The organism is Streptomyces sp. NPDC021562 (assembly GCF_040640875.1).
Classification (GTDB): Bacteria; Actinomycetota; Actinomycetes; order Streptomycetales; family Streptomycetaceae; genus Streptomyces.
The window spans coordinates 51,955-64,453 of the sequence record NZ_JBFACN010000031.1 but is presented as its reverse complement, the minus strand read 5'-3'; the positions used below and the strand labels follow the sequence as shown (position 1 = coordinate 64,453).

Annotated in this window: 11 protein-coding genes; 6 read left to right on the top strand and 5 right to left on the bottom strand. The window is 74.0% G+C overall.

All coding sequences use genetic code 11. The features are described from left to right. Window positions 1–124: 124 nt before the first annotated feature. Window positions 125–589, top strand: a complete 465-nt coding sequence (locus AB0G52_RS34635; protein ID WP_132892225.1) for a DUF5709 domain-containing protein — start codon at window positions 125–127, stop codon at window positions 587–589. Between the two features lie 356 nt (window positions 590–945). Here the strand turns inward: AB0G52_RS34635 and AB0G52_RS34630 are convergent, their stop codons facing one another. Beyond that, complete coding sequence (locus tag AB0G52_RS34630) at window positions 946–1,872, bottom strand: LysR family transcriptional regulator (RefSeq protein ID WP_361342109.1); 927 nt, start codon at window positions 1,870–1,872, stop codon at window positions 946–948. A 111-nt stretch (window positions 1,873–1,983) separates the two neighbouring features. Further along, the gene (locus tag AB0G52_RS34625; protein WP_361342106.1) at window positions 1,984–3,216 is read right to left on the bottom strand and encodes an MFS transporter; all 1,233 of its coding nucleotides are present in this window, start codon (window positions 3,214–3,216) and stop codon (window positions 1,984–1,986) included. 255 nt (window positions 3,217–3,471) lie between these two features. Here AB0G52_RS34625 and AB0G52_RS34620 point away from each other — a divergent pair, with 255 nt between their 5' ends. The 5 genes from AB0G52_RS34620 to AB0G52_RS34600 all read left to right on the top strand — a co-directional run bounded on the left by AB0G52_RS34620 (window position 3,472) and on the right by AB0G52_RS34600 (window position 7,498). Then, window positions 3,472–4,443: an alpha/beta hydrolase gene (locus AB0G52_RS34620; RefSeq protein ID WP_361342103.1), complete on the top strand. Its 972-nt coding sequence runs from the start codon at window positions 3,472–3,474 to the stop codon at window positions 4,441–4,443. A gap of 1 nt (window position 4,444) precedes the next feature. Next, window positions 4,445–5,170: an alpha/beta hydrolase gene (locus tag AB0G52_RS34615; RefSeq protein ID WP_132892229.1), complete on the top strand. Its 726-nt coding sequence runs from the start codon at window positions 4,445–4,447 to the stop codon at window positions 5,168–5,170. Between the two features lie 119 nt (window positions 5,171–5,289). Next, entirely contained in the window at window positions 5,290–6,090 is an 801-nt protein-coding gene (locus tag AB0G52_RS34610; RefSeq protein ID WP_361342100.1) for a hypothetical protein, read from the top strand. A 32-nt stretch (window positions 6,091–6,122) separates the two neighbouring features. Continuing rightward, the gene (locus tag AB0G52_RS34605) at window positions 6,123–6,794 is read left to right on the top strand and encodes a hypothetical protein (RefSeq protein ID WP_361342097.1); all 672 of its coding nucleotides are present in this window, start codon (window positions 6,123–6,125) and stop codon (window positions 6,792–6,794) included. Window positions 6,795–6,922: 128 nt separating this feature from the next. Then, window positions 6,923–7,498 carry a sigma-70 family RNA polymerase sigma factor gene (locus AB0G52_RS34600; RefSeq protein ID WP_361342094.1) on the top strand — a complete coding sequence of 192 codons (576 nt, stop codon included), beginning with the start codon at window positions 6,923–6,925 and terminating at the stop codon, window positions 7,496–7,498. On the opposite strand, the gene meaB is transcribed toward AB0G52_RS34600, so the two are convergent. From meaB to AB0G52_RS34585, 3 genes are read right to left on the bottom strand one after another with little or no spacing between them, the layout of a single operon-like run. Continuing rightward, complete coding sequence (gene meaB / locus AB0G52_RS34595; RefSeq protein ID WP_361342091.1) at window positions 7,486–8,472, bottom strand: methylmalonyl Co-A mutase-associated GTPase MeaB; 987 nt, start codon at window positions 8,470–8,472, stop codon at window positions 7,486–7,488. The two genes, AB0G52_RS34600 and meaB, sit on opposite strands and share 13 nt — an antisense overlap. Then, the gene (gene scpA / locus AB0G52_RS34590; protein WP_361342088.1) at window positions 8,469–10,628 is read right to left on the bottom strand and encodes a methylmalonyl-CoA mutase; all 2,160 of its coding nucleotides are present in this window, start codon (window positions 10,626–10,628) and stop codon (window positions 8,469–8,471) included. Before scpA ends, meaB begins: the two co-directional genes overlap by 4 nt. Then, window positions 10,628–12,433 (bottom strand): methylmalonyl-CoA mutase family protein, encoded by a 1,806-nt coding sequence (locus tag AB0G52_RS34585; RefSeq protein ID WP_361342085.1) that lies wholly within the window; start codon window positions 12,431–12,433, stop codon window positions 10,628–10,630. The genes scpA and AB0G52_RS34585 overlap by 1 nt, the downstream gene beginning before the upstream one ends. Window positions 12,434–12,499 lie beyond the last annotated feature (66 nt).

Below are 12,499 nucleotides of genomic sequence, written 5' to 3'. Positions count from 1 at the left end.
CGCACAGATTCACGATCGGCGGGCGGGACGGGGGCCCGCGCCCCGATACTTGGGGTCGATGGGGTGGGGCTGCCGCCGGGGATCCGTCCCTTCGGAACTGCCCCTTGGGAACGATGGAGCGGACATGACCGACGAGGCGATGGGTGACGAGGTCTACCAGCCGGACGGTTCGGAGGTGCAGGACGACGCGGGGCTGCTGGACGCCGCGGACACCCTGGACTACCGGGCCGGCGAGGAGGCCCTGGACGAGGGCTACTCGCCGCCGGAGCGGCCCTGGGCCGTGGAGCACACCGGGGTGACGGCGGCGGAGGGGCGGCGGGGGGAGACCCTGGACGAGCGTCTCGCCGAGGAGGTGCCCGACCTCGGCGTCCCGGAGGGCGACGGTATCGGCGACGCCTGGGACACGGACGGCGAACTCGTCGACGACGAGGTCGGCGACTACCGTGCCGGACGGCTCCTCGCACCGGACGAGGGGACGCACGAGGTCACCGACTCCGACCTGTTCGCCTCCGACCGGGGCCTGGACGGCGCGGGCGCGTCGGCGGAGGAGGCCGCGATGCACGTGATCCCGGAGCCCGACACCTACTGATTCGACCGCCGCCCCTTCCGTCCCCGTGGCGGGGGGCGCATCCGAGCGCGCCCCGACAGCCCGCCCGGCCCGGTCGGCCGACTCGGGTTGGGCGGCCCGTCCGGGTTGGTCGGCCGGATCGGCCTGGTCGGCCGGATCGGCCTGGTCGGCCGGATCGGCCCGGTGTGCCGGATCAGCCCGGTGTGCCAGACCGGGCCGGGTGCGGTGGTCGGTAGGGGTCCGGTAGCAGCTCGGGTTCGAGGTCGCTCGGGTTCGAGGTCGCTCGGGTTCGAGGTCGCTCGGGTCCGAGGTCGCTCGGGTCCGAGGTCGCTCGGGTTCGAGGTCGGCTCGGGTCCGGTGCTCTGTTCAGGTTCTGCTCAGTTCGGGTCCGAGGGACCGTGGACGTCCGACGGTTCGCTCGCGGCCGGTGGTCGGTTCGGGTCCGGTGGCCGGTGCAGGTGGCGTAGCAGGGCCGCGACCGCCGCCGGGGGCTCGCCGGGCGGTCGTACCACCATCACCTTCCAGCTCGGCGCGTGCCGGGTGAACCGGTAGGCCCTCAGGTCCGGGAAGCGGCGGGCGATGGTCGGCGGCATGATGCAGACGCCGAGGTCGGCCCGGACCAGTTCGGACGCGGCCACGATGTCGTTGACCTCGAAGGTCGTGGCGCGTTCGACGCCGGCCGCCCGGAACGCGCGGTCCGCCGCGTCCCTGATGGCCCACCCGGGGATGAACTCCACCTGGGGCAGCTCGGCGACGTCGGCCAGGTCGACGGTGTCCTCCGGGCCGCTCACGGGGAGACCACGGCGGGGCGAGGCCACCAGGACCATCTCCTCCCGGGACAGCAGCCGGGTCACCAGCCCGCGCTGCTGCTGCCGGTCCAGTGCCACCACCGCCAGGTCCACCGTGCCCTCGCGCAGCGCCTGCCGGATGTCGGCGACCGCCGCCTGCCGCAACCGGACGCCCACCCGGGGATGTTCCGCCCGCAGCGCGGCCAGCGCGAGGTGCAGGTCCGCCCAGACGCCCTGCATCGTGCCGACCGTCACCCGGCCGCGCAGCTCACCCCTCGTCGCGTCGACCGCCTCCCTGGCCGCCTCGGCGGCGCGCAGCGCCTGCCGGGCCGCCGGCACGAACGCCTCGCCGGCCGGGGTGAGGCCGACCCGGTGCGTGGTCCGGGTGAACAGCGGGGTGCCCAGCTCGCGTTCGAGGGCGCGGACCGTACCGGAGACGGCGGACTGGACCACGTGCAGCCGCCGCGCCGCCGCCGTGAACCCGCCCGCGTCGGCCACCGCGACCACGACTTCCATCTGCCGCAGGTCCATCATCCGCTCCCACCGACACAGCTGCCCGTCCGAGCCGGGCGACGACCTCCGCCGCATCCTAGACACGCCCTCACCCCGGCTCCCGGCGCCAGGGCCCTACGCCGACCGCGTCACCCCCCGTCGAGGTTCGGTCAGCCAGTACAGGAGGGCCAGGATCGGCAGGGCGCCACCGAGCAGGGTCACCGCGGTCCAGCCGTCCGCTCGGAAGGCGAGGGAGGCCGCCTGGGAGCCGATGGCGCCGCCGATGAAGAAGATCGCGATGAAGGCGCTGTTCAGGCGGGCCCGGGCCAGGGGGTCCAGTTGGTAGACCGTGTGCTGTCCGAGGATCAGGCTGGTCTGCACCGCCATGTCGAGGGCGACGGCCGCCAGGCCGATCAGGACGACGCTGTGCTGACCGAGACCGGCCACGGCGAAGGCCAGCGCGGCGACGCCGAACGCGGCCCCGGTCATCGGCCGGGTCAGCCCCCGGTCGGCCCAGTGCCCCGCCAACGGGGCCACGGCCGCACCGGCGGCTCCGACCAGCGCGAACACCCCGACGCCGACGGCGGAGTAGTGGAATCGCGGCCCGGTCAGGACGTACGAGACGGTGGTCCAGAAGGCGCTGAAGGCGCCGAACATGGCCGCCTGGTAGAGGCCGCGGCGCAGCAGCACCGGATGCGTGCGCACCAGTGCCACGGTGGAGCGCAGCACGTGGTGGTACGGCACGGACGTGGTCGGCGCGTGCCGCGGCAGGGCGGCGCGCAGGGCCACCGCCAGCAGCGCCATCAGCACGGCCGAGCCGAGGTAGACGACCCGCCAGCCGGCGATCCCGGAGACCAGGCTGCTGAGCGTGCGGGACAGGAGTATGCCGGTCAGCAGGCCGCTCATCACCCGGCCCACGACCCGGCCCCGGGCGTGGTCGGGCGCCAGGCTCGCGGCGAACGGCACGAGGATCTGCGCCACCACGGACGTGGCACCGCTGACCAGCGAGGCGACCAGCAGCATGGGGAACCCGGTCGCGAGACCGGCCGCCACCAGGGCGAGCGTGGTCACCGTCAGCAGGGCGGTGACCAGGCTCCGCTTCTCCAGCCGGTCACCGAGCGGGACCAGGAAGACCATGCCGATCACATAGCCGACCTGGGTGAGCGTGATCAGCGCGCCCGCGGCGGACTCGCCGATGTGGAAGACACCGCGCAGCTCGGACAGCAGCGGCTGGGCGTAGTACAGGTTGGCGACCGTCATCCCGGAGGCGACGGCGAACAGCGCGATCAGCCAGCCGGGCACCCCGTGGGCGGACCCGGCGGGCGCCTCCCGGCGCGGGGAGCTGACTTCGGACGACGACTGGGACACGGGGACCTTCCTCACAGGAGGCTCGGTATGCACGTACCCCACAGCGCCGCACCGACCGCCGTACTTCCCGGCACGCGGCGATCATCCGGGATGTCAGTCATCTCGGACGGAGATGAGCGGCGCGTCGCCCGGCGTGCGCTGCGGGGCCGCCGGATGTGCGCTCGCGGTCAACTGCCGTGCCCGGCACGCTCCTACCGTGGGGCCCGGCGGCACCGGAACCGACCGGTGCGCCGTACGCAATCCCAGGAGACTCGCATGTCCGAAGCCCCCTCGCCCGTCAAGCCGGTGCTGGAACCCGCCGCGCAGGCCTTCGTCGAGGCCACCGCCAACCCGCCGTACCTCTTCGACCTCGCCCCGGAGGAGGGCCGCAAGGCCGTCGACGAGGTGCAGTCCGGCGAGATCGCCAAGCCGGCCGTGGACGAGGAGTGGATCACGGTCTCCGGCGGTCCCACCGGCACGGTCCGGGCCCGCATCGTGAAGCCGGCCGGCGCCACCGGCACCCTGCCGGTCATCATCTACATCCACGGCGCCGGCTGGGTCTTCGGCAACGCCCACACCCACGACCGCCTGGTCCGCGAACTCGCCGTCGGCGCGCAGGCCGCCGTCGTCTTCCCCGAGTACGACCGCTCGCCCGAGGCCCGCTACCCGGTCGCCATCGAGCAGAACTGGACGGTCGCGAAGTGGGTCGTGGAGCAGGGCGCGGCCAAGGACCTGGACGCCACCCGGATCGCCGTCGCCGGTGACTCGGTCGGCGGCAACATGACCGCCGCGCTCACCCTGATGGCCAAGGAGCGCGGCGGGGTCCCGCTGCTCCAGCAGGTGCTGTTCTACCCGGTCACCGACGCGAGCTTCGACACCGCCTCCTACCACCAGTTCGCCGAGGGCTACTTCCTGCGCCGCGACGGCATGTTCTGGTTCTGGGACCAGTACACGACCGACGAGGCCGAGCGCGCGCAGATCACCGCCAGCCCGCTGCGCGCCACCACCGAGCAGCTCAAGGACCTGCCCCCGGCGCTGGTCATCGTCGCCGAGGCGGACGTGCTGCGCGACGAGGGCGAGGCCTACGCCAACAAGCTGCGCGAGGCCGGCGTCCCGGTCACCGCGGTCCGCTTCCAGGGCATCATCCACGACTTCGTGATGCTCAACGCGCTGCGCGGCACGCACGCCGCCGAGGCCGCCATCTCGCTGGCCGCACGCACCCTGCACACGGCCCTGCACGGCGCCTGACATGACCGACTCGCTGCCGACGGTCGTCCTGGTGCACGGGGCCTTCGCCGACGCCTCCAGCTTCGCCCGGGTGATCCCGGAACTCCAGGCCGACGGCCTGAAGGTGCTCGCGCCCGCGGTACCCAACCGCAGTCTCACCGGTGACGCCGCCTACATCGCCTCGGTGGTCCGGGCCGTCCCCGGCCCGGTCGTCCTGGTCGGCCACTCCTACGGCGGTGCCGTCATCACCGTCGCGGGCGCCGAACCCAACGTCCGGGCCCTGGTCTACCTGGCCGGGTACGCCCTGGCGGAGGGCGAGAGCCTCGGCGAGCTGCAGGGCCGCTTCCCGGACTCGGAGCTCGCCTCGGCCCTCGTGTACACGCCGTTCCCGGTCGAGGGCTCCGACGAGCCCGGCACCGACGTGACGGTGGACCCCGACCGGTTCCCGGAGATCTTCGCCGCCGACGTGGAGCCGGACCTGGCCAGGGTGCTGGCCGTGTCCCAGCGGCCGCTGGCGGGTGCCGCCTTCGCCGAGGCGGCACCGGTCGCGGCCTGGCGGACCAAGCCGTCCTGGGGGCTGGTGTCGTCCTCGGACCGCACCATCAACCCGGACGTCGAGCGCTACGGCTACGCGCGCGCCGGCATGACGACCGTCGAGGTCGACTCGTCGCACCTGGTCATGCTCGCGCACCCGCGGGAGGTCGCCGACGTGATCCGCGCGGCCGTGCTGTCCCTCGCCACGGAGTAGCCACGGCGTAGGCACGGAGTACACCACGCACCCCGCAAGGGTGACGCAACGCGGGCCGCGTACCGGTGTCGACCGGGCGCGGCCCGTCCCCGTGTAGGTACGTGACCATGCGGACACCGATGCGATCCCCCTGGACCTGGGCCGCCCTCGCCGTCGTGACGGCGGTGTGCGGGGTGCTCCCGTACGCCGTGGCAGGCGGCGACGCCCCCCGGCCGCTCACGGCCGACGAGGCCCGGCGGCTGGCCCTCACCCGGTTCCGCGCCTACCGGGACAGTCCGGCCGCGGTGACGGTACGGGCGCCGCTGCCCGGCGGCACGGCCGTGGTCCGCGCGGTGGTCGACGAGCACCGGCAGCGGGCGGTGGGCTGGTTCGACACGGGCGACGCGGCGGAGCGCGGGCTGCTGGCGTGGGACACCCGGGGCCTGGCGGTGGCCCGGCCGAGGACCGACGGCAGCGCGGCGCCGCTGACCCGGCCGGCGTCCCTGGCCCAGGCGGTGGCGGAGGCCGGGCGGCTGCGGCGCGGGGTGTGGATCCGCCGGGCCTACGGGCCCGCGTCCCTGGACACGGCCCTGCGGCTGACCCTGTCCCTGGCCGCCGACCGCCCGGACAGCGCCCGCCTGTTCGCCCGTTCGGCCCGGCGCCACGTGGGCCAGGACCGCATCGGCGGCCGCCGCTACGACATCTTCTCCGCGCCCCCCTCACTGCGGTTCTGGGTCGACGGGACGGGCCGGCTGCGGCGCGTCAGGGAGGACCTGGACGACGACCGCACGATCATGGTGGACATGACGGCCACCCGGGTACGCCCAGGGGTGCCGGACGGCCCGTGGGCACGGGCTGACGGCCCCGCGGCCCGCTGTGAACCGGATCGGCCGACCTGTGAGTTGAGCACGCCGCCTGTGCGTCTGCGTACCACTCCCTGACAACCCAGCGCCGGATGCAAGGATGAGGCGCCATGACGGCAGGTCGGTGTGCGCGCACGCTACGGTCCGCGGTGTTCGCGGCCGTCTGCGTGCTGCTCGCCGCCGTCGGGCACGTCCTGATGTCCGGCAGTCCGGTGCCGGCCGCCGCGCTCGCCACCGGCCTGGTGGCCACCACGGCCGTCGGCTGGTCGCTCGCCGGACGCGAACGCGGACTGCCGCTGGTGGTCCTTGCCACGCTGGGTGCCCAGACGGCGCTGCACTCCGGGTTCTCCGCGGCCCAGGCGTGGACGGCCCCGACGGCCCCCATGACCGGCATGCACATGGACATGACCGGTGGCACGTCGAGTGCCGCGACCGGCGGCATGGCCGGCATGCACATGGCCGCGGCGCCGTCGGACCCCCTCGGGTACCTGGGCTTCGGCGGCACCGGACCCGGCGCGACCGGCATGCTCGCCGCCCACCTCCTCGCCGCGCTGCTGTGCGGACTGTGGCTCGGGCACGGCGAGCGCGCCGCGTTCCGTGTCCTGCGGGCCGTGGCCGGCCGGCTCACCGCCCCGCTGCGGCTGCTGCTCGCCCGGCCCGCCCCGGCCGGGCCGCCGCGCCCCCGGCCGTACCGCCGCCGCTCGGACCGGGCGCCGCGGCTGCTGCTCCTCGGCCATGCGATCACCACCCGGGGTCCGCCCGCGGGGACCGCTGTCGCCTGACGACAGCCGGTGGTCCGGGGCGCCCCTGCGCGCCCCGGACGAACACGGCGGCCCGCTGAGTCCGCGTCCGCCGCGTGGGCGCCGCACGGCGGCCCGCCGCCCCCGCACCTTTCTCCCGAGGACACCGAGTGACCACTTCCGTCCTGCCCGCACGCCCCGCGCCGGACGCGCAACGCGACGCCTCGATCACGGCCTGGGCCCTCGCGGCCCGGTCCGGCGACCCGGCCGCCGTGGACGCCTTCGTACGGGCCCTGCACCGTGACGTGACCCGTTTCGTCGCCCATCTGTGCGCCGACCCGCAGGCGGTCGACGACCTCGCGCAGGACACGTTCCTGCGTGCGCTGGGCAGCCTGCACCTGTTCGAGGGCCGTTGCTCGGCCCGGTCCTGGCTGCTGTCGATCGCCCGCCGGGCGGTCGTGGACAGCCACCGGTACGCCGCCGCCCGCCCGCGGGCCGCGGACGTCCCGGACTGGCAGCTCGCCGTGGAGCACGCCCAGCCGCACGGGCTGCCCGGTTTCGAGGACGGGGTCGCGCTGCTCGACCTGCTGGCGGCGCTGCCCGCCAAGCGGCGGGAGGCGTTCGTCCTCACCCAGCTGCTCGGACTGCCGTACGCGGAGGCCGCCCAGGTCAGCGACTGCCCCGTGGGCACGGTCCGCTCCCGTGTCGCCCGGGCCCGGGAGGCGCTCCGGGATCAGCTGTCCTGAGGGCCCTCGAACGCCCGGAGGATCTCCTCGGCGGCCAGCGTCGCCGTCAACGAGCCGTCCCTGACCCGCTGTTCGAGGCCGGGGGCGGCCGCACGCACCGCCGGGTGCGCGTACAGCCGACCCAGCAGTTCGTCGCGGACCATCGACCAGGTCCAGCCCACCTGTTGGTCCCGGCGCTTGGCGGCGAGCCGCCCGGTGGAGTCGAGCAGCGCCCGGTGCTGTTCCAGCCGTTCCCAGACGAGTTCCAGGCCGGTCGACTCCCGGGCGCTGCAACTGAGCACCGGCGGGGTCCAGAACGCTTCCTTGCCGTGCATCAGCCGCAGCGCGCCCGCCAGTTCCCGGGCCGCCGACCGGGCGTCGCGCTCGTGGGGGCCGTCCGCCTTGTTGACGGCGATCACGTCGGCGAGCTCCAGGACGCCCTTCTTGATGCCCTGGAGCTGGTCGCCGGTGCGGGCAAGGCTGAGCAGCAGGAAGGAGTCCACCATGTCGGCGACCGCCGTCTCGGACTGCCCGACGCCGACCGTCTCGACCAGGATCACGTCGTACCCGGCGGCCTCCATCACCACCATCGACTCGCGGGTCGCCTTCGCCACTCCGCCGAGCGTGCCCGCGCTGGGGGAGGGGCGGACGAAGGCGTTCGGATCGACGGCGAGGCGCTCCATCCGCGTCTTGTCGCCGAGGATGGAGCCCCCGGTCCGCGTCGACGACGGGTCCACGGCGAGCACCGCCACCCGGTGTCCCAGCCCCGTCAGCAGGGTGCCGAACGCGTCGATGAACGTCGACTTGCCCACGCCCGGCACCCCGCTGACGCCGATGCGCCGGGCCCGGCCGCTGTGCGGGAGCAGCTCGGTGAGCAACTGCTGTGCCAGCGCCCGGTGCTGTGGGCGGGTGGACTCGACGAGGGTGATCGCGCGGGCGATGACCGCGCGCTTCTGGTCGAGCACACCCTTCACATAGGCGTCGACATCGATCACAGGTCGTGCCCGAGTTCCGCCGACAGCCGCTTCACCAGGTCGTAGGCCGCGTCGGGGATCACCGTCCCGGGCGGGAACACGGCCGTGGCGCCCATCTCCAGGAGGGTCGGCACGTCCTGCGGCGGGATCACCCCGCCGACCACGATCATGATGTCCGCCCGGCCCTCCTCGGCGAGCTGCTCGCGCAGCGCCGGTACGAGGGTGAGGTGGCCGGCCGCCAGCGAGGACACGCCGACCACGTGGACGTCCGCCTCCACCGCCTGGCGGGCGACCTCCTGCGGGGTCTGGAACAGCGGGCCGACGTCGACGTCGAAGCCGAGGTCGGCGAAGGCGGTCGCGATCACCTTCTGGCCGCGGTCGTGGCCGTCCTGGCCCATCTTGGCGACCAGGATGCGCGGGCGGCGCCCCTCGGCCTCGTCGAAGGCGTCGACCAGGGCCCGGGTGCGGTCCACGTTCGGCGACTCGCCTGCTTCGTTGCGGTACACACCGGAGATCGTACGGATCTGGCTCGCGTGCCGGCCGTACACCTTCTCCAGGGCGTCGGAGATCTCGCCGACGGTGGCCTTGGCGCGCGCCGCGTTCACCGCCAGCTCCAGCAGGTTGCCGTCGCCGTCGGCGGCCCGGGTCAGCGCGTCGAGCGCGTCCCGGCAGGCCGTCTCGTCCCGCTCCGCGCGCAGCCGCCGCAGCTTCTCGATCTGCTGGGCGCGCACCGAGGAGTTGTCGACCTTGAGGACCTCGATCTGCTCGTCGCTGTCCACCCGGTACTTGTTGACGCCGATCACCGGCTGCCGCCCGGAGTCGATCCGGGCCTGGGTGCGGGCCGCCGCCTCCTCGATGCGCAGCTTGGGGATGCCGGCGTCGATCGCCTTGGCCATGCCGCCCGCCGCCTCGACCTCCTGGATGTGCGCCCAGGCCTTGCGGGCGAGGTCGTAGGTCAGCCGCTCGACATAGGCGCTGCCGCCCCAGGGGTCGATGACCCGGGTGGTGCCCGACTCCTGCTGGATGAGCAGCTGGGTGTTGCGGGCGATGCGCGCCGAGAAGTCGGTCGGGAGCGCGAGGGCCTCGTCGAGGGCGTTGGTGTGCAGCGACTGGGTGTGCCCCTGGGTCGCCGCCATCGCCTCCACGGCCGTACGCGTGACGTTGTTGAAGACGTCCTGCGCGGTCAGCGACCAGCCCGAGGTCTGCGAATGGGTGCGCAGGGAAAGGGACTTGGAGTTCTTCGGCTCGAACTGCGCGACCAGCTTGGCCCACAGCAGCCGGGCCGCCCGCAACTTGGCGATCTCCATGAAGAAGTTCATGCCGATCGCCCAGAAGAAGGAGAGCCGCGGCGCGAACGCGTCCACGTCCAGGCCCGCCTCCCGGCCCGCCCGGATGTACTCGACGCCGTCCGCGAGCGTGTACGCCAGCTCCAGGTCGGCCGTCGCGCCCGCCTCCTGGATGTGGTAGCCGGAGATGGAGATCGAGTTGTAGCGGGGCATCCGCTGCGAGGTGTACGCGAAGATGTCGGAGATGATCCGCATCGACGGCTTCGGCGGATAGATGTAGGTGTTGCGGACCATGAACTCCTTGAGGATGTCGTTCTGGATGGTCCCGGCCAGCTTCTCGGGCGGTACGCCCTGCTCCTCCGCCGCCACGATGTACAGCGCCAGTACGGGCAGCACCGCGCCGTTCATCGTCATCGACACGGTCATCCGGTCGAGCGGGATCCCGTCGAACAGCTGGCGCATGTCGAGGATCGAGTCGATGGCCACGCCCGCCATGCCGACGTCACCGGTCACGCGCGGGTGGTCGCTGTCGTAACCCCGGTGGGTGGGCAGGTCGAAGGCGACCGACAGGCCCTTCTGGCCGGCCGCCAGGTTGCGCCGGTAGAACGCGTTGGACTCCTCGGCGGTGGAGAAGCCCGCGTACTGGCGGATGGTCCACGGCTGGTTGACGTACATCGTCGGGTAGGGGCCGCGCAGGTACGGCGCGATGCCCGGGTAGGTGCCCAGGAAGTCCAGGCCCTCCAGGTCGCGTCCGGTGTAGAGCGGCTTGACCCCGATGCCCTCCGGGGTCTCCCACACCGGCAGGTCACCGCCGGCCGCCCGCCACTGGTCGGCGCTGCCCTCGGTGACGGGGGTGCCCAGCTCGATGCCGGAGAAGTCGGGGATTCCCATCAGGACACTCCCATGCGGTCGAGGGTCTCGGACAGCACGGCCACGGCGTCGCAGCCCGCGAAGACGTACGAGTCGACGCCCGCGTACCCGCCGCGGCCCGCGAGGAAGACGTGCCGGGCACCGGCCGCCTTCAGCGACTCGGCGGCGGACTCGGCCTGCTCGGCGTACCGGTCGTCGCTGGAGCAGAGCACGGCCTCGTCGGCGCCGCTCTCCTCGAAGCTCCCCCCGGTCACCGGCTCGATGCCGCCCGCCTGGAAGAGGTTCGAGGCGAAGGTCGCCCGGCCGGTGTACTCGGCGGCGGAGCCGAGCGTGGCGAGGTAGACCCGGGGCCGGGCGCCGGTCGCCGCGAGGTGGGCGTCGGAGCGGGCCCGCAACTCCTCGTACGCCTCGTCCCTGCGGACCCGGGGCAGACCGCCCGACGGCGGCTCGGGCGCCGGCTCGCGCTCCACCGGCTTCTCGGCGAGCAGCGGGAACTCACTGACGCCGGTGATGGGTTCGCGCCGCTTGGCCAGCTTCTTGGAGCGCTGGGCCCAGGTGGCCGCCAGGTCGGTGCGCAGCCGGCCCGAGCGCAGCACGGCCGCCTGGCCGCCGTCGCGCTCGATCGTGCGGAAGAACTCCCAGCCCGCGTGGGCGAGTTCGTCGGTGAGCCGCTCGACGTACCAGGAGCCGCCCGCGGGGTCGATCACCCGGGCCAGGTGCGACTCCTCGACGAGGATCGTGGAGGTGTTGCGGGCGATGCGCCGGGCGAACGCGTCGGGCAGACCGATCGCGTGGTCGAACGGCAGCACGGTCACGGAGTCGGCACCGCCCACCCCGGCGGCCAGCGTCGCGATCGTGGTGCGCAGCATGTTCACCCACGGGTCGCGGCGGCTCATCATCACCGGCGAGGTGACCGCGTGCTGCACCTGGGCGCCCGCGTCGGCCGCGCCGCTGACCTCGGCGACCCGCGCCCACAGCCGGCGCGCGGCGCGCAGCTTGGCGATCGTCAGGAACTGGTCCGCGGTCGCCGCGTACCGGAACTCCAGCTGCCCAAGCGCCTGTTCGACACCGAGGCCGGACTCGGTCAGCTCCCTCAGGTAGGCCACGCCGGTGGCCAGCGAGGCGCCCAGCTCCTGCGCGGCCGAGCCGCCCGCCTCGTGGTACGGCAGCGCGTCCACCGTCAGCGCCCGCAGCCCCGGGAACTCCTCGGCGGTGCGCCGGGCGAGCGCGGCGACGGGGGCGAAGTCCAGCGGCTCACCCGTACGCGCCTCGTACCCGAGCGGGTCGGCGCCCAGGTTGCCGCGCACCGCCTTGGGGGCGACGCCCTTCGCGTCGTACAGCCGCAGCAGCTCGGCCGCCGCCGCCTCGGTGTCGCGGCCCGCGTCCAGGACCACCGGGGCCAGGTCGAGGTAGACACCGTCGAGGGCGCGGGCGAGGCCGGACACCGGGATGCCGCCCCGGCCCACGAGCAGCCAGAGCGAGGTGACGCCGTTCTCCAGGTCGGCCAGGACCGCGCCGTCGGGAGCCGCCGCGTGCCGCTGCCGTATGTCCCAGCCGCCCGCGGCGCTCCCCTGGGGACGGGCGCCGCGCACGTAGGGGGGGAAGCCGGGCAGGCCGGGGTCGGGCGCGGTGTCGCGCGCGGTGTAGAGGGGGCGGGTGCGCAGCCCGTCCTCCAGCGTGGTGGACAGGGCGTCCTCGGCTGCCTCGCCCGAGACTTCCTTGCCGGACTTGCGCAGCACGCCCTCGACCAGGCGTTGCCACTGCTCGTGCGTCGCGTCAGGGAACTCGGCGGCCAGTGAGAGCCCGTCGTCAGGCAGGACCGTCATGCTCGGATGCTAGGGCAGACTGCCCGGACGGGCCCGGCGGCACGGCTGTGACCTTGCCCTCGCCGT

Bases quoted from the DNA above. Each gene is read 5' to 3' on its own strand.
- AB0G52_RS34635 (WP_132892225.1), top strand. From the start codon at position 125: ATGACCGACGAGGCGATGGGTGACGAGGTCTACCAGCCGGACGGTTCG.
- AB0G52_RS34630 (WP_361342109.1), bottom strand. From the start codon at position 1,872: ATGGAAGTCGTGGTCGCGGTGGCCGACGCGGGCGGGTTCACGGCGGCG.
- AB0G52_RS34620 (WP_361342103.1), top strand. From the start codon at position 3,472: ATGTCCGAAGCCCCCTCGCCCGTCAAGCCGGTGCTGGAACCCGCCGCG.
- AB0G52_RS34615 (WP_132892229.1), top strand. From the start codon at position 4,445: ATGACCGACTCGCTGCCGACGGTCGTCCTGGTGCACGGGGCCTTCGCC.
- AB0G52_RS34610 (WP_361342100.1), top strand. From the start codon at position 5,290: ATGCGATCCCCCTGGACCTGGGCCGCCCTCGCCGTCGTGACGGCGGTG.
- AB0G52_RS34605 (WP_361342097.1), top strand. From the start codon at position 6,123: ATGACGGCAGGTCGGTGTGCGCGCACGCTACGGTCCGCGGTGTTCGCG.
- scpA (WP_361342088.1), bottom strand. From the start codon at position 10,628: ATGGGAATCCCCGACTTCTCCGGCATCGAGCTGGGCACCCCCGTCACC.
- AB0G52_RS34585 (WP_361342085.1), bottom strand. From the start codon at position 12,433: ATGACGGTCCTGCCTGACGACGGGCTCTCACTGGCCGCCGAGTTCCCT.